This is a genomic window from Bradyrhizobium sp. AUGA SZCCT0431 (genome assembly GCF_018131065.1).
GTDB lineage: Bacteria > Pseudomonadota > Alphaproteobacteria > Rhizobiales > Xanthobacteraceae > Bradyrhizobium.
In genome coordinates, this window is record NZ_JAFCLR010000005.1 from 190,797 (window position 1) to 214,728 (window position 23,932).

Here is a 23,932-nt window from a genome sequence, read left to right on the forward strand (position 1 = left end):
GCCTCGCATGAGTTGGGATGCGAAAGACGTAGCGCTGCTTAAAGAACTCTGGGCCGTAGGACAGAGCGCCGCGCAGATCGCGCGCCGTTTCGGGTGTAGCCGTAACGCGGTCTGCGGCAGGCTAACTCGTTTGGGCCTGAAACGTGGTCACAAGCCGCCAACAGCAAAGCCCAACATAAGGGCGGTCCCGAAGCGAAGGCCGGCGTTGTTGGCCGACTGTGCCCGCCCCATGGCGAAAAATCTATCGCGGAAGACAATAGCGAGGCCGCCTAAGAAATTCAGCAAGCGCGAGCTTTACGCCATGCTAGCTGACGCGGTCAGGAATACGGGCTAGCCCGCCCACCGCGACATCGTTGCGGGGCTGCCTCCGCACCTCGTTCAGCTCGAACGGTTTCCTTGTTGCCGGGAATCCCCGATGCACCTGAACGCGCCATGCGGTAATCCGAGACTTCATCAAGCAGTGACTGAACGATATCGTTCAGCCTCGCACAGGTGATTGCGTGCCGCTTCACTTCCGCTTGTGACATCTTTGAGACATGGCGACCGGCCCCCGACGATGTCCGTTTACAGGGTGCCGGGGAAGACCGGAAGTAGTCGGCCGACGGCCAAAGTGCCACTGACCGCCCCTTAGCGGACAAAGGGCCGTCGCTCCAACGACCCGCATCTGAGGACACCCGCTGGCCCTTACAGTGTGCTAATCTGGGCCGGCACGATCCCCTGTCTTCGGCCCGGAGCCGTTGCACCGTGACCCATGATCATAACCCGGCATGGAACGAGGAAAGCCGCTTCTCCGGTGCCCTCGACGATGTGATAATCATACCACTTGTTTTTGTCGCGCTCGCCGCAAACAAGATCCTGCGTTTCATTCTTTCGATCTTGATGCGGCTGCTCGACTACGCCTTCCCATTGGCAATGCAGGTTGTCTGGCTTCCGCTCTTCGCTGTCAGGGTTCTTGGCAATGTCATCGTTACTGCCATAAACGGCGCGTTGCGCTTCCTGCCCCTTTCCGAGACGAAACGTCGACGGTGGAGTACATCGATCCGCCGGAACTGGTCGTGGCTCCGGCGGAAGATCAGCTATCGGGCGTTCGAACATGCTGTGTACATTGCCTTTGAAAGCGGCATGGCATGGGTGTTCCGAAAATGCCGGCATCTGACGCCGAACACCGCATTGCTCGTGATCCTGGGCGCGGTACTTTGGCTCCCGATCTCTTTCGGGGCTGCAACGGCGATGCACGCGGTATTGTTTGCCAAAGTCACGTCCTGGCCAGCCTGGATGCAACTCTTGCATCCGCTCGCAACGGTCATCGCCAAGAGCAAGCTGTTGGTGTTGCCGGTGTACCCGGCAGCCTGGCCACAGGCCAGGAAACATCCGTTCGTGCAGCGCGTATTCAAGAGCTATGAAACCATCAGGTGCCTGTATGTGATCAAAAAGATCGGTTTTCGCTATCGGCAGGCAGAGACCGCCGGCGTCGCGGCGGTTGAGAGGCTCGAGCGCACCGCCGGCCTCACATCGGCGGTCAGGTGGCTGCGCGGGGCGCATGTCGCCGAGCGCTTCGGCGTAGAAAAGCCCACTCAGAAGTTGCGTTCGTTCTTCTCGCGATGGTCAATTCAGTTCTCGGCCGAATACTACGAAGCGAAGGAACGGCAGCCTCAGATATCCCATCATTAAACGGCAGCAAGCTACGAACGCAGAGATGATCATCCATCTCGCGCGGTCGATGGCCGTGGCTGGCGGCTTGGCCGGCGCCAGGTATCAAAAAGACACGCCGCCGGGATCGAAATGGATCGCCCGGCGGCGCTTATTCCTGAACTGGGACACTAAAATTCCCAGCACTGTATAGACAGCAAGCCTCGTGCCACAGGGCCAGGACAGCCCGTTGTGGCTATACCCGCCCATCCTGAGAACGTCCGCTCATAGGTGGTAGACCGGACCTCACCGGTCGACGGTCAGAACGATGTGATTGCTCCAAGGCCGGCCAACCTCATCGGCTAATGCCGGTCCGGTGCTGGCCGCGCGACGCCACTCCCTAGATCAAGGGAGCGCCTGCCCATGGAAGAATTCACGATGCCAGCGCGGTCCGAATCATCCGCGCAAGATCTGAACTGAGGTAAGGCTTCGGCAGTAGCAGCACGCCGGCATCGAGCCGGCCATGGTGGACGATGGCGTTCTCGGTATAACCGGACGTATAAAGCACCTTTAGTCCGGGACGGCGTTTCAGCGCCTCGATCGCGAGCTGACGGCCGTTCAGTCCACCGGGGATTATCACGTCGGTGAACAATAGATCGATGCGTTCGGGACGATCAATGATTGCCAGCGCCTCGGCGGCATTGCCGGCGGCCAGCGTGTGGTACCCGAAACGGCTGATCTGCGCCACGACGTATTCGCGCACCAGCGCGTCGTCCTCGACAATCAGGATGGATTCGTCGCCGTGCTCGCCCCCCGAGATGCCGGTCACGGCGGCCAGCGCGTCCGGGACACCCGCGGCCTGCGGAAGGTAAAGCTTCACGGTGGTGCCGTGGCCCTCTTCGCTGTAGATCTTGATGTGTCCGTTCGACTGTTTGACGAAGCCGTAGACCATGCTGAGACCGAGCCCCGATCCCTTCCCGACCTCCTTGGTGGTGAAGAACGGTTCAAACACCTTGTCGAGCAGGCTGCCGGGGATTCCCTCCCCTGTGTCGCTCACCGCGATCATGACGTAGTTGCCCGGATTAACCTCGCTGTTCATGCTGGCGTAGTTCTCGTCGAGCACGACATTCTTGGTTTCGAGCGTCAGCTTGCCGCCGTTCGGCATGGCGTCACGCGCATTCAGTGCAAGGTTCAGGATCGCAGTCGAGAGCTGGCTGGGATCAATCAGGGCCAGCGCCGAATCGTGCACCAGCATCGATTCGATTTCGATCTGCTCGCTGAGGGTCGGTCGTAGCAACCGTACTGCATCGATGACCAGGACGTTGACGTCTGTGTTGCGCGGCTGCAGCGGTTGTCGACGGGCGAACGCCAGCAGATGCCGCGTCAGGTCGGCCCCCCTCGCTGCGGCGGCGCTAATCATATCGGTGATCTGCCCGAGGTGCGGACGATCCTTGACCGCCTCGCCGAGGATTTCGATGGTTCCGGTGATCACGGTCAGAATGTTGTTGAAGTCGTGCGCGACTCCACCGGTGAGTTGGCCGATGGCTTCCATCTTCTGCGCTTGGCGGACCTGGGCCTCGTTGGCCTCTATCTCCTGAAAACGTTTGACCATGGCCTCGGCCTTGCGCCGTTGTCGGATTTCCTCCTCAAGTGCCGCATTGGCCAGCTGAAGCTGCCTGCGTGTCGGCAGCACCAGGATCCGCGGCAGCAACAGCAGCAGTGCCGCCGTGATCACGGCCGATATCAGCGCCAGGACGCCTTTGGTAAAGGCCTCGATGCCGTAGGCCGGCACCCACAAAGTGAGGATCGACAGCAGACGGGTCACCCCGCAGACTGCGGCGAAGATGGCGAATGTCCAGAATACGCTGCGGAACATAACATCGCGGCGCCGCCACACGAAAAACCCGAGGACGAAGGCGGTAGCAAAGAAGGCGCCTGCGAGCATGGCGTCGGAAACGGCATTCAGCCAGATCAATTCCGGCTTCCACAGCAGGCACGCGCCATGCGGGGTGAGCGTCGACATGTCCAGAATATCCTATTTGAGTTGAGACAATGTTAGAAAGCCCACTCGATAGACCTTTCTCAATTCCTGCCCACCCGCATCAGGGAAGCCGAGCGACCACGCGATGGCCGCGCCGTGGAGAACGCCGAGGAATCGCGCCGATTCATGGCAGCTCCGTCCCGGGCTGAGGCCGATATTTTCGATAGCCAGAACGATAGCACGCAGGGGCTCCGCGGCGTCGGAGATAATCCGTGGTGCACCCGCCCCCGCGGTCCCACCTTCCCTGTCCTGACCGGCGGATGATGTCGGGTATTGGCGCTTTTTCGGACCTGAAAGGCCTGGCTGAAGATGCCTCTTGCAAAGGGCAAAGCGGACTTCCCGGTTGCGCACTCAGACTTCCGAGTTTGGGCCACAACGGACGTCGGCTTCCACAAATATTGTTGTTCCGGGTATCTGTCCGTCCGCTCGCAACGTGTTAAGGTCCGCGCATCGGATCGTGCGTGTCCCTCGGAGGCGCCATGCGACGCCGGGAGTTCGTCACCTTAGTGGCGCGTGCGGCTGCTTTGTGGCCGGGCATAGCACTTGCGCAGCAACCGGCTGGCAAGGTGTGGCGTATCGCATACCTTCATCCGGAAACTTTGGACCATCCCGCTGCCCGTGCGCTATTTGACGCTTTCCGCGCGGAGATGCGGGCGCTTGGCTACATTGAGGACAAGAACCTTGTCATCGATAGTAGGAATGGAGAGGGGAAAGCTGAACGCTTACCTTCATTGGTAACCGAGCTAATTACGCGCCGGCCGGATGTTATTGTTGCTGTCGCAACCCCAACCATAGCTGCTGCCCAGCGCGCCACCTCGACCATTCCCATTGTAATGGCCCCTGCCACTGATCCGGTTCGCTCAGGCTTCATCAAGAGCTTAGTTCATCCCGGAGGAAACATTACCGGTATGGCCAATATGTTTGGCGACGCCGTCGGCAAATCGGTTGAACTCCTCCACAGCGTACTGCCGTCCGCCAAGCGTATTGCGGTGCTAATGTCCACGAATCCGACCCACCCGCAGCAATACGAGTTGGTGGAAACTGCTGCGAAATCGTTTGACCTTACCGTCGTTCGAGTGATGGCGCCCACGCCTGACGATCTCGAACAGGCGTTTGACAGGATGCGGCAGGAACACTGCGACGCTCTGTTTGTCCTTGCCGATCCAACCCGGCCGAAGATTGTTTCGTTAGCCGCCAAAACAAGACTACCGGCATTTTATCAACTCAGCACTTTTGTTGATTTGGGCGGACTAGCGAGCTACGGCCCCGATCTAAAGCCGGTTTATCGCAAGGTGGCGCATTACGTCGACAAGATCTTCAAAGGAGCCAACCCAGCAGAACTTCCCGTAGAACAGCCTGTTGTCTTTGAATTTGCTCTAAATGTAAAAACGGCCGCGGCGCTTGGCCTAACCATTCCCGACAACATTATAGCCCCCGAACTGACAAGCTGATCGAATGAATTGGACAACTTCCGTTAGTGGCACCTTGAGACATGGCGACCGGCCCTGACGAGTCCGTTTTCAAGGGAAGACGGGACATCGTCGGACGACGGCCAAACTGACGCGATTGACCGGGGAATGCTGCGCCTGATCGTGTCCAATGCCGAGGCCGGCTCATTCGCCGTTATCCGGTCGCCATGCGCGACAAGTTCGAGCCTTACTACGAAGGGCTTCGCCGCGCCGGTGTTCCTGATTAGCGGCGGCGCAAGCGTGCGCATAGTTGTGGCGATGGAAGCGACGCCCCCGTAGTTCTCCGGGTTAGTCACCTTAAGCGACATTGCCTATAAAGCGTCCGCGAACAGCTGGGGGATGGACTTCGGTCATCACACCGATGTCCAAGGGGTTGTTTGATCACGAGGCCCGGACTCCTAGGCACTCCGGGCCTCGTTTGATCTCGCGCTCGCAGAATACAGCGCTCACCGGCCCGTCGATGCATCCGGCATGATCTGCAGAAGCGGCTCCGGTCCGACCGAAATTTGACCAGTGAATGGCCGGTCGTGGGCGGCGATCAACAACACCGAGGCGGCGACGCCGGTCGCGAACAGCGCCATCGCAATCCCCGATGCCAGCCGGTTACCGCAGTGAACGAGCGCGATCACGAAGAGTTCGCAAATCGCCTGCAAATACAGGCTCCACCATTTAACCGGATTGACTTCCGCCTGGCTGACGATGATCCGCTGCCGGCGCGCATCCAGCGCGATTCCCAATGCGCTGATGATCTCGCGCTGTGCGGTCTGCTGGCCCGCCCCCTGCGGCGTCATCGAGACAACGAGTTGCAGCGCCTCGGTGAGAGCGGGAGGAGCCGGCCTCAGCGAGGCTGTCTGCCCTGCCATCATCGGCCATTCAACCTTGGCGGTTTGCTCGATATAGCCGCGAACGAGATCGCGCACCCGGCTCTCCTGTTCGGGCGGCAGGCCGGCGGCAAGCAGCACGGTGGCCCGCAGCGCGCTGGCTTCACGGCTTACCGCCGCACTGGCGCGATCATTGTCGCTCCAGACCTGGGCGGCGGTGAAGGCGACGAACAGGCCGAAGATGATGCCCAGCACCGGCAGCATGCCCGGCGAAATCGCCTGGAATGATTTTGCGCGTTCTCCCGTCGCGAGTGCCGCAACCGCAGCGAAGATCATGATGGCGAGCAGATAGGTGAAGGCAAAGATCGAAAGCGCCATCACTGGTACGGGCAGATTGTGCAACCAGTCGCTCATTGCGCTCCCCGCCCCGTGCCCGGATCCAACCGGACGCAATTATGTGAAATTCCCGGGCTATCCGCAATCACCGCATCTCGTTTCAACAAATCCATCAGCATTTTGCGCTCCCTCACATTGAGTGACGCCGGCATTTGTCTCGAGACGGCGGGCGCGTGCGGTGCGGCCTTCCCGGCCGCCGCGGGATCGGCGCCCCGATCGTTTCTTTCACCTGATAGCATTGAGGTGTATGATCACCATCAGCGAACCCCGCCGGCGGCACAGTCAAGAGGACTCAACGAGCCGGGTTAGTTCTGCTGCATGCCGCTGAGCCATGTACCCACCAAGGCAACCAGGGAGGCAGTACGATGACGATGAGACCAGACCCCACGTTTCACGCGTCGCCGAAGCTTGCGATGGAAGCTCCGCCAGAGAACTTCGCCTACACCTTGCTGCTCAGCCCGGACTTTTCAAAACCCGACGCGCTTGCCGTGATCGACGTCAAGCCCGGCTCTTCGCGTTTCGGTCAGATCGTCCACACCGTGACGATGCCCAACAAGGGCGACGAATTTCACCATTTCGGATGGAACGCCTGCTCATCGGCCTTGTCACCGCTCACCGGGCACGCCTTCCTCGAGCGCCGCTACCTCATCATCCCCGGTATGCGGTCCTCCCGGATCTACATCGTCGATACCAAACCGGATCCCACCCAGGCGAAGATTCACAAGATCATCGAGCCTGAGGAGGTCTTCAAAAAGACCGGGTACTCGCGGCCGCACACGATCCATTGCGGGCCGGATGGGATTTACGTCTCTACGCTCGGCGGCGGCGGCAAGGACGGCACCGATGGACCGCCCGGCATCTTCATCATGGACTGCGAGACATTCGAAGTGCTGGGACGGTGGGAGATCGATCGTGGTCCTCAAGAGAAGCACTATGATTTCTGGTGGAACCTGCCGCGCGATTACATGGTGAGCAGCGAGTGGGCGCTGCCGCCGCAGTTCGAGAACGGGATCGTGCCGGAGGATCTGCTCTCGAACAAATACGGCCATCGGATCCATTTCTGGGACCTGCGGGCCCGGCGAAACGTCCAGACCATCGACCTCGGTGCCAACCATCAAATGGCGCTGGAGGTGCGTCCCGCGCATGATCCCGTCAAGGAGTACGGCTTCCTGGGCGTCGTGGTCGACACCACGAACCTGGAAGGCTCGATCTGGACCTGGTGGCGCGATGGCGGAAAATTTCACATCGAGAAGACGGCGACGATCCCGCCCGAGCCCGCGGCGAAGGACCAGTTGCCGCCGCTTCTGCAAGGCTTTGGTGCCGTGCCGCCGCTGGTGTCCGACATCGACCTGTCGATGGACGACAAGTTTCTCTACGTCGCCTGCTGGGGGACCGGCGAGATGCGTCAATACAATGTCAGTGATCCCAGAAAGCCCGAGCTTGCCGGATCGGTTCACATCGGCGGCATCGCACGCCGCACGCCTCATCCGAACGGCAAGGCCTATGCAGGCGGGCCCCAGATGGTCGAGATCAGCCGCGACGGCAAACGCGTCTACTGGACCAACTCGCTCTACTCGACCTGGGACGACCAATTCTATCCGCAGGGCATTCCGGGTGTCGAGGTGATGGCCAATGCAAACCCGAAAGGCGGCCTCGAACTGGCAAAAGACTATTGCGTGAGCTTCCCCGACGGATACCGGGCGCATCAGATCAGGCTCGATGGTGGAGACTGTTCGACCGATTCATTCTGCTATCCGTCGGCTTGAATGTGAGCACGGCGGATTGGACACCGGCTTGGCTCTGGCTGGCTGTCATCGCGAGCGGCCTCTACCACGGAGTAAATCCGGGAATGGGATGGCCGCTCGCTGTATCCGCCGGATTGATGGAAAGGACGACGCGTGCCCTCGGCGCCGCGCTGGTGCCGCTGACGGCCGGCCATCTGCTGGCGATGCTGCTGGTGCTCCTACCCTTCGCGCTGCTGGTCACCCTCGTCGAATGGCAGCGCCAGATCCAGATCGGCGCCAGCTTCCTTGTCATCGGGTTCGGTATCTTCCGCCTTGTCGATCGGCGCCATCCAAGAGCCTTGGCGCGGATACGGCCGACGCAACTGGGGCTGTGGTCCTTTGCCGTCGCAATCGCGCACGGCGCGGGGCTGATGCTGGTGCCGATCTATCTCGGACTCTGCCGGGAGGCCGACCTCGACAAAGGCCACGAGGCAGCTTTGAGCCTCATCAACGCCAATCTCGGTATGGCCGGGCTGGTCGCCGTCGTCCACGCCATCGCGATGATTGCCGCCGGCGGATGCCTGGCGTGGCTGGTGTACCGTTATCTTGGCCTCAAATTCGTATCGCGGAGCTGGTTCAATCTGGATACGTCATGGGCCGTCAGCCTCATTCTGGTGGGAGCCATTGCACTGACGTTCAGCCTGACGGAATAACGCGAGTCCTGCGCGAATCATTCGATTACTTCGTCGGCCCTCGCGAGAAGCGATGGTGGAATCTCGATGCCAAGCAACTGCGCAGTCTTGAGGTTGATGAATAGTTCGAACTTCGTAGCTTGCTCGACCGGCAGATCGGCCGGCCTCGCGCCTTTGAGAATCTTGTCCACGTAGAAAACGCAGCGACGGTTGAAGTCGGTGATGTCCGCTCCGTAGGACATAAATCCACCGAGTTGCACGAACTCCTTGCCCATCGCCATCAGGGGCAGCCGATGCTGGGTGGCGAGGTCAACAATGCGCTTTCGTTCGGTGAAGAGCATCGGGCTTGGAAAGACGAGAAGGGCATCCGCGCGCGCCGCCCCAATCGCGGAAAATGCCGGCTGTAGTTCGTCGGGGCCGCGCGCAGCAACAAACCGCAGGTGGACTCCCAGGGCACGTGCGGCGTCCTCTGCTTCATTCATCATGCTCTTCATCGTGTGTTCGCCGTATGCGGCGGGATGCCAGAGCACGGCCACATGCGAAACCGAGGGCAGCGCTTCCTTGAGCAGGCCCAGGCGCTTGGGTACAAGCTGCGGGCCAAGAAAAGTCAGCCCCGTGATATTTCCCCCCGGCCGCGCGAGGCTCGCGACGAGTCCATCTCCGACGGGATCGCCCATCACCGGCACGACAATTGGAATTGTCGCGGTCGCTTGCTGAGCGGCCAGGGCGGCGAGCGAGTTTGATGCGACGATAAGATCGACCTTAAGTCCCACCATCTCCCTCGCCAGAGCCGGAAAACGCTCGACCTTCGAGTCCGCCGCCCGGACCTCTATGAAGATGTTCTGCCCTTCGATATAGCCGTATTCCGATAGTCCCTTGTGGAAGGCCTTCAAGGATGCGCGCGTCGCGGGGAGTTCAAGCGACCCTGTTATCAGAAAGCCAATTCGCGGTGCATTCCTGGATTGCTGCGCCCATGCCGCGAGTGGCCACAGCGTCACGCCGCCGATGGCCATGATGAACTCGCGCCGCTTCATGTCTCGCGCCCTAGCCTAGGGACAATCCATCGCTTGTCCAGAGTATCATACAAGCCGGCACAAGCCATCTGTGTTGTGGCCTTGGCCCGGACGGCCTTGGATCACCTGAGCTTGTCCAGCAGCGCCATCAGCGTCTCGCGCTCCTTGGCGTCGAGCGGCGCCAGGGTTTCCCGGGTGATCGCGAGTGCATTGGGCGCGGCTTTTTCGGCGAGCTGCTGCCCTGCCCGCGTCAGGCTCACCAGCAGGCGGCGGCCGTCCTCCGGATCCGGGCTGGTCTCGGTCAGGCCGCGCGCCGTGAGGCGGTCGATCACACCCTTGATGGTGGCAACGTCCATCGCGGTCAGCCGGCCCAGGAGATTTTGCGAGCACGGACCGGTCTCGGTCAGTTTCGCAACTGCGGCCCATTGCGTCGGGGTCAAATTGATGCCGATCTCGCGGGCGAAAATCGTCGAATGGCGTTGCCAGACCTGGCGCAGGATGAAGCCGACCTGCTCGTCCAGAATGTAGGACGGCCGCGCAGGCTTGACGCTCCGTTTCGCCGAAACACTCCTGCCCATCTGCGCTCTCTCTTCTTGTTTGCCGCCGCCGGTTACAGCGACAGATGCGCGTCGCGGATATCCGGACGTGCGTCGAGTTCAGCCATCGTGCCGCCATAGCAGATCTTGCCGCGCTCGATGATGTAGGCGCGGTCGCAGATCAGCCGGGCGAAATGCAAATTCTGTTCGGAAACGAGGATGCTGACGCCTTCCTTCTTCATGGCCAGGATGGCGTCGACCATCTGTTCCACGATCTTCGGCGACAGCCCCTCGGAAGGCTCATCGAGCAGCACCAGGGATGGATTGCCCATCAGCGTCCGCGCGATCGTCAGCATCTGCTGCTCGCCGCCGCTCATGCGCCCGCCAGGACGCCCGCGCATCTCGCCAAGGTTCGGAAACAGCGTGAACAGCTTTTCGCGGGTCCAATGCGGCGCATTGGGACGCTTCGGCTGGCGGCCGACTTCGAGATTCTCCTCAACCGTCAGATCCGTGAAGATGCGCCGCTCTTCCGGCACGTAGCCGAGCCCGCCGCGCACGATCGCATGCGTCGGCTCGGTGGAGACGTCCCTGCCTTCGAACAGGATGCGGCCGGAGCGCTGCTGGACCAGACCGACGATGGAACGGAAGGTGGTGGACTTGCCGGCGCCGTTGCGGCCAAGAAGCGCGACGACCTCGCCCTCGCCGACCTCAAGCGCGATATCGAACAGGATATGCGCCGGGCCGTAATAGCTGTTGAGGTCCTGCACCGAGAGCTTCATGCGCCGGCTCCCTCGCGATGCCGCGAATCATAGACCAGGCCCTCGCCGAGATAGATGGCGCGCACCTGCGGGTTGCCGCGGACCTGTTCGGGTGTGCCCTCGGCGATCAGGCTGCCGCGGTTGAGCACGAGGATGCGGTCGGCATGTTCGAACACCACGTCCATATCGTGTTCGGTGAACAGCACGCCGATCGACTTTTCACGGGCGATCTGCGCGGTGAGCCGCATCAGTTCGATGCGCTCGCGCGGCGCCATGCCCGCAGTCGGCTCGTCCATCAACAGAAGCTTTGGCTGGTTGGCGAGCGCAATCGCAAGTTCCAGCCGCTTCAGATCGCCATAGGCGAGCTCGCCGCAGGGACGTCCGGCATAGGCGCCCATGCCGACGAGGTCGAGCAGCCGGCCGGCTTCCTCGCGGGCGTAGCGCGCCGTCGAGCCCCAGAGATTGAATAACTGCCGCCCGTAGGACACCAGCGCGACCTGCACGTTCTCGCGCACGGTCATGGTCGGGAATGTCGCGGTGATCTGGAAGGTGCGGCCGACACCGAGCCGCCAGACCTGGCGCGGCTTCTTGCCGACGGTGTCTTCGCCGAGCAGATTGATCCGGCCGCTGTCGGGGGTGTTCTGGCCATTGAGCATGTCGAAGCAGGTGCTCTTGCCCGCGCCATTGGGTCCGATCAGCGCCAGGATTTCACCGGCGCGCAGCGCAAACGAAACGCTGCGCACGGCGTGAACCCCGCCATAGGATTTGCTCAGGTTCTCGACCGACAGCAATGTGGGGACCATGCTCATTCGGCGGTCTCGATCGGGGAAGTGACCAAGGACGACTTAGACGATGATTCAGACGTTGAAGACTTGCGGCGATTGCGGATCGTCTCCAGCACCCCGACGATGCCTTTGGGGAAGGCCACCACGATCAGCACGACGAAGGCGCCGAGCACAAGCTTGGACAAATCGGTCTGGCTCACCAGCCAGATGTTGAGCGCCTTGAAGACGATGGCGCCGACCACGGCGCCGGAGACGGTCTCGACGCCGCCGAGCAGCACCATGACCAGCGCATCGACTGACAGCGAGATGCCGAGGCTGTCGGGGAACACGCTGCCTTTCAGGTACGCGAACAACGCGCCGGCAAATCCGGCGACCGTGCCCGCGATCACGAAGGCGGTCCATTGCACACGCTTGCCGTTGATGCCGATGGCTTCACTGCGCAGCAGCGAATCCCGGGTCGCGCGCAGCGCGAAACCGAACGGCGAGAACACGATCACCCGCAATATCGCCACCGCGATCGCGGCGACGCCGAGCGACAGCCAGTAGAAACTCGCCGGGCCCGCCGCCCATTTTTCCGGCCAGACGCCCAAAATGCCGTTATCGCCGCCGGTCACCGTGACCCACTGGAACGCGATCGACCAGACGATCTGCGCGAACGCCAGTGTCAGCATCGCGAAATAGACGCCGGACAATTGCACGGCGAAGAAGCCGAAGATGGCTGCGCCGAGCAGACCGAGCAGCGGGCCGACGAGAAGGGACACGATCATCGGTAGCCCCGCCATCTTGGCGAGGAACGCAACACCATAAGCACCGAGGCCAAAATAGGCGGCGTGGCCGAATGAAGCGAGGCCGCCGACCGACATCAGGAAATGCAGGCTGGCGGCAAAGATCACGAAGATCGCGATTTCCGAACCGACGGTGAGCGCATAATTGCCGGCGAACAGCGGCAGCATCGCCGCAACCGCAAGTCCGGCCATTGCCAGCCAGCGTTCGTTTGTCGTCAGCGGCCGCCAGGGATTGACTGATAGCCCCGGCGTGCGACGCGCGGCGGCCTCCGGTTTTCCGAACAGGCCCCACGGACGGACAATCAGCACCACCGCCATGACAAGGAATACGAGGATGATGGAAATCTTCGGGAAGATCAGAATGCCGAAGGCGTTGAGCTCCGACACCAGCACCGCGGCCACGAACGCGCCGATGATGCTGCCGAGCCCGCCGATGACGACCACGACGAACACGTCGACGATAATGCGCAGATCGAGCGCGTGATGCACCGCATCGCGCGGGATCTGCAGCGCGCCGCCTAGAGCCGCGAGAAAGACCCCGAGCGCGAACACGCTGGTGAACAGCCATTTCTGATTGACGCCCAGCGCCGCGACCATGTCGCGGTCCTGCGTCGCCGCGCGCACCAGCACACCCCAGCGGGTACGCTGGAACAGCAGCCATAGGACGCCAAGCACGACCGGACTGAGCCCGATCAGGAACAGGTCGTAGGTCGGAATGTTCTGGCCGAAGAAATCGACCGCGCCCTTGAAGCCCGGCGCGCGGCGGCCCAGGAGATCATCTGGCCCCCAGATCAGCACCACGAGGTCCTCGACCATCAGGGTCAGGCCGAAAGTGGCCAGCAACTGAAACAGTTCGGGCGCATGATAGATCCGCCGCAGCAGCACCATCTCGACGATCACGCCGACCACGGCCACGATCAGCGCCGCCACGACAATGCCGCCCCAGAAACCAAACGCGCCGGAGAAGCGCTCGGTCAACGTGAACGCGACGTAGGCGCCGAGCATGTAGAACGCGCCATGGGCGAAGTTCACGATCCGCGTCACGCCGAAGATGATCGACAGACCCGACGCGACCAGAAACAGCGATGCCGCGCTGGCGAGACCGGTCAGGAACTGAACGAAGTAGAAGGCCATGGGCGGTCTGTTGCTCGCGCGTTGGTTAGGTCGTTCTTGCTAACCTCTCCCCGCTTGCGGGAGAGGTTTGGGATTCGTAGGGTGGGTTAGCCACCGGGTCCGCGCAAGGCGCGGCCCGATGATAAACTCCGCGTAACCCGCCATTCTGCCGCACGAGGTGGTGGGTTACGCCTGCAGCTAACCCACCCTACGCACTGTTTCCTACCTCTCCCGCGAAGAGCGGGGCGAGGGAGAAGTGTCAGCGCCTCCGCCCTCAATCCTTCGGACGAAGCTTTTCGACTTCGGCATCGCTCGGGAGATAATCCGTGCCCTTGCGATAGACCGAGTTCACCATCACGCCCTTGCCGTCCTTCAGCGCGGTCTTGCCGACATAAGCACCGAGCGTCGACTGGTGATCGATCTTGCGGAAGGTAATTTCGCCGAACGGTGACGGCATCGACAGCCCTTCGGTCGCGGCGATCAGCTTCTCCGGATCGGTCGAGTTGGCCTTGGCGAGGATCGCTGCGGCCGCCTTGATGGTCTGGTAGCCGACGATCGAGCCGAGGCGCGGATAGTCGTTGAACTTGGCCTGATAGGCTTTCAGGAACTTGTCGTGATCAGGCGTCTTGATGTCGTACCAGGGGTAACCGGTGACGATCCAGCCCTCAGGCGTTTCTTCCTTCAGCGGATCGAGATATTCCGGCTCGCCGGTGAGGAAGGACACCACCGAGCGCCCTTTGAACAGGCCGCGGGTGTTGCCCTCTCGGACGAGCTTTACGAGATCCGCGCCGAAGGTGACGTTGAGGATCGCTTCGGGATTGGCGGCGGCCACGGCCTGCACTACCGGGCCCGCGTCGATCTTGCCCTGCGGCGGCCACTGCTCGTCAACCCAGACGATATCGGGACGCTTCACCGACATCAGCTTCTTGAACACGGCGACAGCCGACTGGCCGTATTCATAGTTCGGCGCGATCGTGGCCCAGCGCTTTGCCGGCAGCTTGGCGGCTTCTTCCACCAGCATCGCCGCCTGCATGTAGTTGGAAGGACGCAGGCGGAAGGTGTAGCGGTTGCCCTTCGACCAGGTGATGGCGTCGGTCAACGGTTCTGCTGCGAGAAAAAACACCTTCTTCTGATTTGCAAAATCGCTGACGGCAAGACCGATGTTGGACAGGAAAGTGCCGGTCAGCATCGCGACGTTCTCGCTCGACACCAGTTCATTGGCCGCGGTCTGCGCGTCGGCCGGCTTGCCGCCGTCGTCCTTGGAGACGACCACAAGCTTCTTGCCGTTGATGCCGCCCGCGGCGTTGATTTCCTCAAGCGCGAGCTGCCAGCCCTTGCGGTAGGGCTCGGTGAAGGCGGGCAGCAGCGAATAGCTGTTGATCTCGCCGATCTTGATTTCGCCGCTCTGCGCCATAGCTGAACTCGCCATGCCGGCAACCGCGATCGCCAATCCTGCTCCCAGCAAATAACTCCGTCGCATACCCACACCCTCCAATGTTGAAGAAATTATCTTAATCCGTCTTCGCCTTTGACTTCAGCAACCGTCAATCCACCGACCCGCGGCAGCGGCCGGCCGCTGTCGGTGACCGCGACCGCCACCATGATCTCGTTGGCGCGCGGCGCGTCGTTGATCTGCACTTCCATGCCGTCGAAATGGCTGCGCACGAAGGCCGCGTCCTTGTGGCCGAGCGGAATATCCAGCGTGGTGCCCGGACCGCTGCGCTTCTTCGAGGACGGAATCAGCGCCGCGCCCTTGCTCAGCACCTTGCGCACCGGCGCGCCCATCTTCGGGTGCAGTATCGCGGCCGCGTGTTCGAGTTCGCCGTTTTCGCCGACCGCTGCGGCCTTGCCATAGCTCTGTGCCTTGGCGCCGTCGATCCCGAGCGCTGCCACCGCCCGCTTCGATAGCAGTTCGCCGAGCTCCTCGCCGATCGCGATCAGGGGCGAGAGGTCTTCGACATATTTTCCGGCGAATGGATTTTCGATCACGGCAATCGCCGCGGCACGCCGTGTCGGCGGCGCGATCGTCTTTCCCATCTCCAGATGGGTTTCTTCGACCACCGTGACGATCTTGCGAATGATGGCGCTCATTGGCCTTTTTCCCGCTCAAGCATGAACTGCACTTTCTATCGCGCTTCCGTGATGGGCATGCAACGCTGGCGCCTGGCCACCAGTAATTCCGACCACGAGCGTTTCGCCAAGCAGGCGTAACGCCGCGCCTTCGATCAACCCCGCGACAAGCAATTGCTGCGCCTGATTTGCCCCTGCCCGCAGCGCCCGGTCGATTTCGTCTTCCGTCAAAAGCCCGACATCGCGGGTGACGAGGCGCGGACCGAGGTCGCTGTCGGGCTGCAATTCATTGGCCGGACAGCGGACAATCGCAGGATGACCGGGCAAATCGACGGCATTGGCGATGATGGTGGCGGCGGCATCGGCCGTTGAGGCCGTTCGCGCCAGCACGGTGACCGCGTCGGCAATGCCGAGCGAGAAACTGCGGCCATGGCGGCCGCTGGTCGCGACGCCCCGGGCCGGGTCATCGGCATCGACGATCATCGTACGCATCAGGCCATGGCGGTCCGGCCGGTCCATCAGGCCGACGGTGAATTGTTCGCCGCCGGTCAGATGCAGCGCGATGTCGCCGCCATTATTGACATAGGCGCGATCGAGACGCGCCGCGCCCAGCATCGCGCCGAGAATTTCTTCCGCAACCGAGCCCGCTACCGCCGCCATCGGCGTGATGAAATGATCGGCGGCAAACGGCGCCACCGCCGCATGCATGCGGCGCGCGACCACGCCTTGCAACGCGCATTGTACGGGATTTGCCGGCTGACGCAGCCCATTCAATTCCTCGCAGAGTTCATCGAGCAAACCGGTGAAGCGCCGCGCCGCGGCCTCATAGGCGGCTCCGACCTCCGCCGCCTGCCCCTTTGCCTCAATGATCAGATCGATTGGACCGTCCTGCAAATGCAGCCGCTTGCCGTCAGGAAGAAGCGCTATTTGCGGGAGGCGTTTCATGCGTGCCGTCCCGGCATGTAGGGCATAGGGCGGACTTCGGTGTTGTCCTTGAGGGATGCCAGCGGACGGACGTAATCCATGTGGCCGCCCAGCGCCGCGTAGTCCGAAAGCCGCAGCGTGAACTCGATCGGCGCGACCAAGGCAGGCGTCGGCACATAACCGAAGGCGCCGGCCGGCATCTGGGTGACATCGACCATGAACGTGATGCCGCCGCCTGGCCAGACATAGACCGGCGCGCCGCCGCTGGTGACCCGCGTCAGCGCGTCCTTGACCGACCGCGTCAGCCGCACCGGATTGTCGGTGACCCCGGCGCGCAGCGAGCCGCCGGCGCCGCCCATGAACAACACCGTGCATAGCGCCGGTTCGCAATTTTCCTGGATACGCTCGACCGAGAGTTTCAGATCGTGCGGCATTTGCGTTTCAACCGGCCTGAGCGCCTCGTCGAGCACGTAATAGGCGGCATGCTCGCCGGTGGTCGACACCATCAGCATCGTCAGGCCGGGCCGCGCCTCCTTTGGATTGAACGGGCCCAACACCGACAAGGGATCGGAAATCTTGGTGCCGCCCCAGCCGGTGCCGGGTTCGGCGACCTGGAAATAACGGCCCGGCGTCGAGCGCCGCCCCTTCATCTTGATCCCGGTATCGGGAATATCGAGCAGCTTGCCGGCCTGATGCTCGCTGAGAACGCCGGTGATGTGGTCGTCCACCACCACGACCTCATCGACCTTGCCGTGCCATTGCTTGGCGAACATGCCGATCGTGGCCGAGCCGCAGCCGACCCGCATCCGCTCTTCCGCCACACCATTGACAACAGGCGGGTATCCCGCCTGCACCACCACGGTGGCACCGCCATCGATTGTCAGTTCGACCGGCTTGCAATTGGAAAGGTCCATCAGCGCATCGCAGGTGACGCGCCCCTCTTTCTTGGAACCGCCCGTCAGATGATGCACGCCGCCGAGCGAGAGCATCTGCGAGCCATATTCGCCTGTTGTGACATGGCCGATCGCCTCGCCCTGCGCGCGGACGGTCGCGGTCTCGGGCCCGAGATGGCGATCGGTGTCGATCTTCACCTTGACGCCGCAATAGCTGAAAATACCTTCGGTCACGACGGTGACCATGTCGATGCCGTCGATCTCGGACGACACGATGAAGGGCGCCGGTTTGTAATCGGGGTACGTCGTGCCGGCGCCGATCGCGGTCACGAACACATTGGGCTCACGGACGAGCTTGCCGTCCCAATCGCCGCCGCCGGCCTGGAACGGCACCAGCCGTCCGCCATGCGACACCGTTCGCTCCAGCACGATATGCGGATCGACGCGCACCAGTTCGCCGTCGTGATTGGCGTAGCGATCGCACGCGCCCGCCGCGCCCGGCTTGATGTAGCACATCACCGGACAGGCATCGCAGCGGATCTTGTCGCCACCGGCAGTCGTTGTATCCGTCATCGTGAACAAGCCTGCTCGCTGGGAGGCGCCGATCATACCCGCATTCCCGCGAGACGATCATTTTGTTCGTACACGAACGATGTTGCGCGCGGACGGAAACGCTGTCAAGCGGGCGGAACAGCGAAAAAGCGCGGTTGCCGCATAAAAACTCATTTGCCTCGTGCCGTTGTTTATAAAGTGGGCGGCAGTTGACTCGCGGAACGCACCGCTTGCACGTTTGTATACAAACGGTATCTTCGAAACACGTTCCGCACGATATTTTGCAGCGCAACCGGGGCCCAGGATCAAGGCGCAGAGCATGACGCAGAGCACGATGCGCCTGACCGTCAACGGCAAAAGCTGCGATGTCGACGCCGCGCCCGACACCGCATTGCTCTATGTGCTGCGCAACGACCTCGCCTTGAACGGACCGAAATATGGCTGCGGGCTCGGCGAGTGCGGCACCTGCGCGGTGCTGATCGACGGCGAAGCGGCGCGTTCCTGCGTGATCCCGATTGAAGGCTGCGCCGGGCGCGACATTGTGACGCTCGAAGGCCTCGGCTCGCGCGAGCATCCCGATCTGGTTCAAGAAGCCTTCATCCGCGAGCAGGCTGCGCAATGCGGCTACTGCCTGAACGGCATGATCATCAGCACCAAGGCGCTGCTGATGCGCAACGCGCATCCTTCCGAAGCCGAAGTGCTGGAAGCGCTGCGCTACAATCTGTGCCGCTGCGGCGCGCATATCGAGATTATCCGCGCCGCGATGCGGGCCGCGGGCCACGCCGTCGAGGCCCACGACTGATGGCAACGCCGGACAATCCTTCGACGCAGGAACCACAGCAGGGATCGCTGTCGGTTGTTCGTCCGACAGAGCCGGGCGCGTTCGAGACCTTCATCAAGATCACCGCTGATGGTTCGGTCACCGCCTATAACGGCCATGTCGACCTCGGCACCGGCATCCGAACCGCACTCGGACAGATCGTCGCCGAGGAACTCGACGTGTCCTTTGCCCGCGTCGTGGTCGTGCTCGGCGATACCTCTGTTGTACCCAACCAGGGCGCGACGATTGCCAGCGAAACCATCCAGATCACGGCGGTGCCGCTGCGCAAGGCCGCGGCGCAGGCGCGGCAATTTTTGGTCGCGCGTGCGGCGGAACGGCTGGAGGTGCCGGTCGAGGACCTCTCGATTGAGGATGGATTGATCCGCGGCAAGGACAACCGCACTGTCAGTTACGGCGAACTGATAGGCGGCGAGATCATTCGGCTCGAACTCACCGAAGATGTAACGGTGAAGGATGTCAGCGCCTATTCCATCGTCGGGCAATCGGTGCCCCGCGTGGACCTGCCGGCGAAAGCCACCGGCGAACTGGTTTACGTCCACGACATGCGCGTACCCGGCATGTTGCACGGCCGGGTCGTGCGACCGCCCTATGCCGGCATCGACGCCGGCGCGTTCGTCGGCACCAGCCTGATCGCGGTCGATGAAGCCTCGGTGCGCGATATTCCAGGGCTGGTGGCCGTAGTGAGGATCGGCGATTTCGTCGGTGTGGTTGCCGAGCGCGAGGAGAACGCGATCAAGGCGGCGGCGCAGCTCAAGGTGAGCTGGAAGCCGGTGCCTGTTCTGCCCGACCTTGGCGATCTCCAAACGGCGCTGCGCGCCAATCCATCGACGCCGCGGACACTGATCGACAAGGGCGACGTCGATGCCGCCATCGCGTCCGCCGCCAAGCCGATGGCGCGGACTTACGTCTGGCCGTATCAGATGCACGGCTCGATCGGCCCCTCCTGCGCGGTCGCCGACTATCAGGACGGCGCGGTCCGGGTGTGGTCCGGCACGCAGAACCCGCACATCCTGCGCATCGATCTCGCGCTTTTGATCGAACGGCCGGAAGCCGAGATCGATGTTGTCAGGATGGAAGCCGCCGGCTGCTATGGCCGCAACTGCGCCGACGACGTCACCGCCGATGCGCTGCTGCTGTCGCGCGCGGTCGGACGTCCCGTCCGCGTGCAGTTGACCCGCGAACAGGAACACGCCTGGGAGCCGAAGGGCACCGGGCAATTGATGGACGTCAATGGCGGACTGAATGCCGACGGCAGCGTGGCGGCTTACGATTTTGCGACGCGCTATCCCTCGAACGGCGCGCCGACGCTGGCACTGTTGCTCACCGGGCGGATCGCGCCGGAGCCCGCCGTGCTCGAAATGGGCGATCGCACCGCGATCCCGCCTTACGATTACGATCACATGCGCGTTGTGGCGCATGACATGCCGCCGATCGTGCGCGCCTCCTGGTTCCGCGGCGTCTCGGCACTGCCCAACACTTTCGCGCATGAATCCTATATCGACGAGCTCGCCACCGAGGCCGGCGTCGATCCGATCGAATATCGCCTGCGCTACCTGAAGGATGCGCGCGCCGTCGATCTCGTCAATGCGGTCGCCGAGCGCGCGGGGTGGAAACCGCGGCCGGTACGGCACGAACCGGAAGCCGAAGGCGACATCGTCCGCGGGCGCGGCTTTGCCTATGCGCTCTATGTGCACAGCAAATTCCCGGGCTATGGCGCGGCGTGGTCGGCATGGATCGCCGACGTCGCGGTCAACAAGGCGACCGGCGATGTCAGCGTCACCCGCGTGGTCGCGGGCCAGGATTCCGGGCTGATGATCAACCCGGACGGAGTGCGTCACCAGATCCACGGCAACGTGATCCAGTCGACCAGCCGCGCGCTGATGGAAGAAGTGTCGTTCGACCGTGCGTCGGTAACGGCGCGCGAATGGGGCGCCTACCCCATCATCAAATTCCCCGATGTACCTGACATCGACGTGCTGATGCTGCCGCGGCAGGACCAGCCACCGCTCGGCGTCGGCGAATCCGCCTCGGTGCCGAGCGCCGCGGCCATTGCCAACGCGATCTATGATGCGACCGGTGTGCGCTTTCGCGAATTGCCGTTCACGCCCGAACGCATTTTGAGGGGATTGCACGGCGACGCGCCGGTGGTGCCGGAGGCATTGCCGGCGCCGCAGCCCGCACCCGATCTGAGCAAATGGCAATATCCGTTTGCCGGACGGCGCGGTGTGCTGGCGACGGCGGCGGCATTATGCGCGGCGGTGATCGGTGTCGGCGCCGCCGTGCTGCCGTGGCGCGCGATCGCGCCGATCGCGCGGCCGGATGCGTCGGTCTATTCGGCGGCGACCATCGCACGTGGCCAGCAACTCGCGGCACTCGGCGACTGCGCGGTCTGTCATACCAGCATCAATGGCGTGCTCAACGCCGGCGGCCGGCCGCTGGAAACGCCGTTCGGCACCATCTACAGCACCAACATCACGCCCGACGTCGAAACCGGCATCGGCGCATGGTCCTATCCCGCCTTCGAACGGTCGATGCGCGAAGGCGTTCATCGCGATGGAAAGCATCTTTATCCCGCGTTTCCCTATACGCATTTCGCGAAGACGACCGATGCCGACCTGCAGGCGCTCTATGCCTATCTGATGGCGCAATCGCCGGTGCGCGCGGAAAATCCGGAAAACAAGCTGACATTCCCGTTCAACATCCGCCCGCTGCTGGCCGGATGGAACGCGCTGTTCCACCAGTCAAAGCCATTCCAGGCAGATGCGAGCAAATCGGAACTGTGGAATCGCGGCGCCTATCTGGTCGAGGGCCTCGGCCATTGCAGCGCCTGCCATTCGCCGCGCAACGCGCTGGGCGCGGAGAAGCAAAGTGCTTACCTCGCGGGCGGCTTCGCGGAAGGCTGGGAAGCACCCGCCCTGACGTCGCTGTCGCAGGCGCCGATCCCCTGGAGCGAGGATGAGCTCTACGCCTATTTACGGACCGGCGAGTCGCGGCTGCACGGCGTCGCCGCGGGACCGATGGCACCGGTCGTGAAGGAACTCGCCGCACTGCCCGATCAGGACATCCGCGCCATGGCGGTCTATCTCGGCTCGTTCAACGAGACTGCTACCGATAAGCCCGCGCAGGACGCGCTCGCCGCCAAGCTCGAGGCCGCGACCAGCACCAGGCTCGTTGCGGCTTCCAGCGTTGGCGCGCGGATCTACCACGGCGCCTGCGCGGTCTGCCACGAGGTCGGCGGCGCGCCCCTGTTCGGCAGCCGGCCGTCGCTGGCACTGAACAGCAATCTGCACAGCGCCGTGCCCGACAATCTGATCCAGGTGATCCTGCACGGCATCAAAGCCCCCGTGACCAGCGACCTCGGCTATATGCCCGCCTTCAAGGACAGCCTGACCGACGGCCAGGTTGCCGAACTCGCCGCCTACCTGCGGCGACAATTTGCCCCGGATCGGCCGGGATGGGGCGATATCCACGCAACCGTTGGGCGAATCCGGCTGGAAATGGCGCGCTGAGCTGCCATGCCGCCGCCAAATGCCACTGGTTGGGCCGCCGCGGTCGCGATAGAGTTCCAGCATGGCAGTCACAGATATTGCATCCCGGACCTACAACCACGGCTGGCGGCTCGATCCGATCGTGCGCAGCCTGCTGGATACCGACTTTTACAAGCTGCTGATGCTGCAGATGATTCGGGAGTTCTACCCGGATCAGCAGGTGACGTTTTCGGTGATCAACCGCAGCAAGCATGTGCGGCTGGCCGAAACCATCGATGAGGGCGAGTTGCGCGCCCAGCTCGACCACGCCCGCACCATCCGCTTCACCAAGAAGGAATTGATCTGGCTCGCCGGTAATACGTTCTACGGCAAGACCCAGATGTTCTCCCCGGACTTCATCAACTGGCTCGCCAATTTTCGCCTGCCCGAATACGAGCTGCGCAAGGTGGACGGTCAGTATGAACTGCACTTCCACGGGCCGTGGACCCACACCACGATGTGGGAAATCCCGGCGCTCGCGATCATGAACGAACTGCGCTCGCGCCAGGCGCTGAAGGGACAGGGGCGGTTCGCGCTCGACGTGCTCTATGCCCGCGCCAAGGCAAAGCTCTGGACCAAGGTCGAGCGGCTGCGCAAACTGGAAGGCTTGCGGTTGTCCGACTTCGGCACCCGCCGCCGTCACGGTTTTCTGTGGCAGCGCTGGTGCGTCGAGGCGGTCAAGGAAGGCCTCGGATCCTCCTTCACCGGCACCTCCAACGTGCTGCTCGCGATGGACAATGATCTCGAAGCGATCGGCACCAATGCGCATGAATTGCCGATGGTCGCGGCAGCGCTCGCCAATGACGATACAGAGCTGCGCTGGGCGCCCTATCGCATCCTCGATCAATGGCGTCACACCTATGGCGGCAATTTGCTGATTGCGCTGCCCGACGCCTTCGGCACCAAGCCGTTCCTGCGCGATGCGCCGGAATGGGTCGCCGACTGGACCGGCTTTCGCCCCGACAGCGCGCCGCCGATCGCTGCCGGTGAAGACATTATCAAGTGGTGGAAGCAGAAGGGCCGCGATCCCCGGGAGAAGCTGCTGGTGTTCTCCGACGGCATGGACGTCGGGTCGATCGAAGAGACCTATCGGCATTTTACCGGGCGGGTCCGCGTCAGCTTCGGCTGGGGCACCAACCTCACCAATGATTTCGTCGGCTGCGCGCCGGATGGATCGGCCGATCTCGATCCGATCTCGATCGTCTGCAAGGTGACGTCGGTCGATGGACGGCCGGCCGTCAAACTGTCGGACAATCCCGAAAAGGCGACAGGCTCGCCGTCCGAGGTCGAGCGATACATACGCGTGTTCGGAAATGCCGGCCGCGTCCGCGCCGCCGTGCACGTCTGAACCGGCAACACTCCC

General features: G+C 62.6%; 19 protein-coding genes. 8 read left to right on the forward strand and 11 right to left on the reverse strand.

The window, feature by feature from the left end; genetic code table 11:
• Positions 1 to 7: 7 nt before the first annotated feature.
• A complete protein-coding gene (locus JQ567_RS06680; protein ID WP_212438072.1) occupies positions 8 to 334 on the forward strand; it encodes a GcrA family cell cycle regulator in 327 nt (108 codons plus the stop codon).
• Positions 335 to 744: 410 nt separating this feature from the next.
• The gene (locus JQ567_RS06685; protein WP_249165286.1) at positions 745 to 1,671 is read left to right on the forward strand and encodes a hypothetical protein; all 927 of its coding nucleotides are present in this window, start codon (positions 745 to 747) and stop codon (positions 1,669 to 1,671) included.
• Positions 1,672 to 2,062: 391 nt separating this feature from the next.
• Here the strand turns inward: JQ567_RS06685 and JQ567_RS06690 are convergent, their stop codons facing one another.
• Positions 2,063 to 3,652, reverse strand: coding sequence for an ATP-binding protein (locus JQ567_RS06690; protein WP_212438073.1), 1,590 nt, complete (start codon positions 3,650 to 3,652; stop codon positions 2,063 to 2,065).
• Between the two features lie 497 nt (positions 3,653 to 4,149).
• Between JQ567_RS06690 and JQ567_RS06695 the strand changes: the two genes are divergently transcribed.
• Positions 4,150 to 5,121: an ABC transporter substrate-binding protein gene (locus tag JQ567_RS06695; RefSeq protein ID WP_212438074.1), complete on the forward strand. Its 972-nt coding sequence runs from the start codon at positions 4,150 to 4,152 to the stop codon at positions 5,119 to 5,121.
• A gap of 464 nt (positions 5,122 to 5,585) precedes the next feature.
• Here the strand turns inward: JQ567_RS06695 and JQ567_RS06700 are convergent, their stop codons facing one another.
• Complete coding sequence (locus JQ567_RS06700; RefSeq protein ID WP_212438075.1) at positions 5,586 to 6,374, reverse strand: DUF4239 domain-containing protein; 789 nt, start codon at positions 6,372 to 6,374, stop codon at positions 5,586 to 5,588.
• Positions 6,375 to 6,721: 347 nt separating this feature from the next.
• Between JQ567_RS06700 and JQ567_RS06705 the strand changes: the two genes are divergently transcribed.
• Positions 6,722 to 8,122 carry a selenium-binding protein SBP56-related protein gene (locus JQ567_RS06705; RefSeq protein ID WP_212438076.1) on the forward strand — a complete coding sequence of 467 codons (1,401 nt, stop codon included), beginning with the start codon at positions 6,722 to 6,724 and terminating at the stop codon, positions 8,120 to 8,122.
• 83 nt (positions 8,123 to 8,205) lie between these two features.
• A complete protein-coding gene (locus JQ567_RS06710) occupies positions 8,206 to 8,793 on the forward strand; it encodes a hypothetical protein (protein ID WP_249165287.1) in 588 nt (195 codons plus the stop codon).
• A 17-nt stretch (positions 8,794 to 8,810) separates the two neighbouring features.
• On the opposite strand, the gene JQ567_RS06715 is transcribed toward JQ567_RS06710, so the two are convergent.
• The 9 genes from JQ567_RS06715 to JQ567_RS06755 form a co-directional block, all read right to left on the reverse strand.
• Entirely contained in the window at positions 8,811 to 9,806 is a 996-nt protein-coding gene (locus tag JQ567_RS06715) for an ABC transporter substrate-binding protein (RefSeq protein WP_212438078.1), read from the reverse strand.
• Between the two features lie 101 nt (positions 9,807 to 9,907).
• On the reverse strand, positions 9,908 to 10,363 hold the full coding sequence (locus JQ567_RS06720) for a MarR family winged helix-turn-helix transcriptional regulator (protein ID WP_192734876.1): 456 nt from the start codon (positions 10,361 to 10,363) through the stop codon (positions 9,908 to 9,910).
• 32 nt (positions 10,364 to 10,395) lie between these two features.
• Entirely contained in the window at positions 10,396 to 11,100 is a 705-nt protein-coding gene (locus JQ567_RS06725) for an ABC transporter ATP-binding protein (protein ID WP_192734877.1), read from the reverse strand.
• The gene (locus JQ567_RS06730) at positions 11,097 to 11,888 is read right to left on the reverse strand and encodes an ABC transporter ATP-binding protein (RefSeq protein ID WP_192734878.1); all 792 of its coding nucleotides are present in this window, start codon (positions 11,886 to 11,888) and stop codon (positions 11,097 to 11,099) included. The genes JQ567_RS06725 and JQ567_RS06730 overlap by 4 nt, the downstream gene beginning before the upstream one ends.
• Positions 11,885 to 13,783, reverse strand: a complete 1,899-nt coding sequence (locus JQ567_RS06735; protein ID WP_212438079.1) for an ABC transporter permease — start codon at positions 13,781 to 13,783, stop codon at positions 11,885 to 11,887. The genes JQ567_RS06730 and JQ567_RS06735 overlap by 4 nt, the downstream gene beginning before the upstream one ends.
• 253 nt (positions 13,784 to 14,036) lie before the next feature.
• Positions 14,037 to 15,242, reverse strand: a complete 1,206-nt coding sequence (locus tag JQ567_RS06740; protein WP_212438080.1) for an ABC transporter substrate-binding protein — start codon at positions 15,240 to 15,242, stop codon at positions 14,037 to 14,039.
• A 26-nt stretch (positions 15,243 to 15,268) separates the two neighbouring features.
• Positions 15,269 to 15,853: an amino acid synthesis family protein gene (locus tag JQ567_RS06745; protein WP_192734881.1), complete on the reverse strand. Its 585-nt coding sequence runs from the start codon at positions 15,851 to 15,853 to the stop codon at positions 15,269 to 15,271.
• Positions 15,854 to 15,868: 15 nt separating this feature from the next.
• Positions 15,869 to 16,777, reverse strand: a complete 909-nt coding sequence (locus tag JQ567_RS06750) for a UPF0280 family protein (protein WP_212438081.1) — start codon at positions 16,775 to 16,777, stop codon at positions 15,869 to 15,871.
• Entirely contained in the window at positions 16,774 to 18,222 is a 1,449-nt protein-coding gene (locus tag JQ567_RS06755) for a 6-hydroxynicotinate reductase (protein WP_212438082.1), read from the reverse strand. The genes JQ567_RS06750 and JQ567_RS06755 overlap by 4 nt, the downstream gene beginning before the upstream one ends.
• A gap of 298 nt (positions 18,223 to 18,520) precedes the next feature.
• On the opposite strand from JQ567_RS06755, the gene JQ567_RS06760 reads away from it, so the two are divergent.
• The 3 genes from JQ567_RS06760 to pncB all read left to right on the forward strand — a co-directional run bounded on the left by JQ567_RS06760 (position 18,521) and on the right by pncB (position 23,917).
• Positions 18,521 to 19,003 carry a (2Fe-2S)-binding protein gene (locus JQ567_RS06760; RefSeq protein WP_212438083.1) on the forward strand — a complete coding sequence of 161 codons (483 nt, stop codon included), beginning with the start codon at positions 18,521 to 18,523 and terminating at the stop codon, positions 19,001 to 19,003.
• A complete protein-coding gene (locus tag JQ567_RS06765) occupies positions 19,003 to 22,551 on the forward strand; it encodes a molybdopterin cofactor-binding domain-containing protein (RefSeq protein ID WP_212438084.1) in 3,549 nt (1,182 codons plus the stop codon). The genes JQ567_RS06760 and JQ567_RS06765 overlap by 1 nt, the downstream gene beginning before the upstream one ends.
• Positions 22,552 to 22,612: 61 nt before the next feature.
• Complete coding sequence (gene pncB, locus JQ567_RS06770) at positions 22,613 to 23,917, forward strand: nicotinate phosphoribosyltransferase (protein ID WP_212438085.1); 1,305 nt, start codon at positions 22,613 to 22,615, stop codon at positions 23,915 to 23,917.
• Positions 23,918 to 23,932 lie beyond the last annotated feature (15 nt).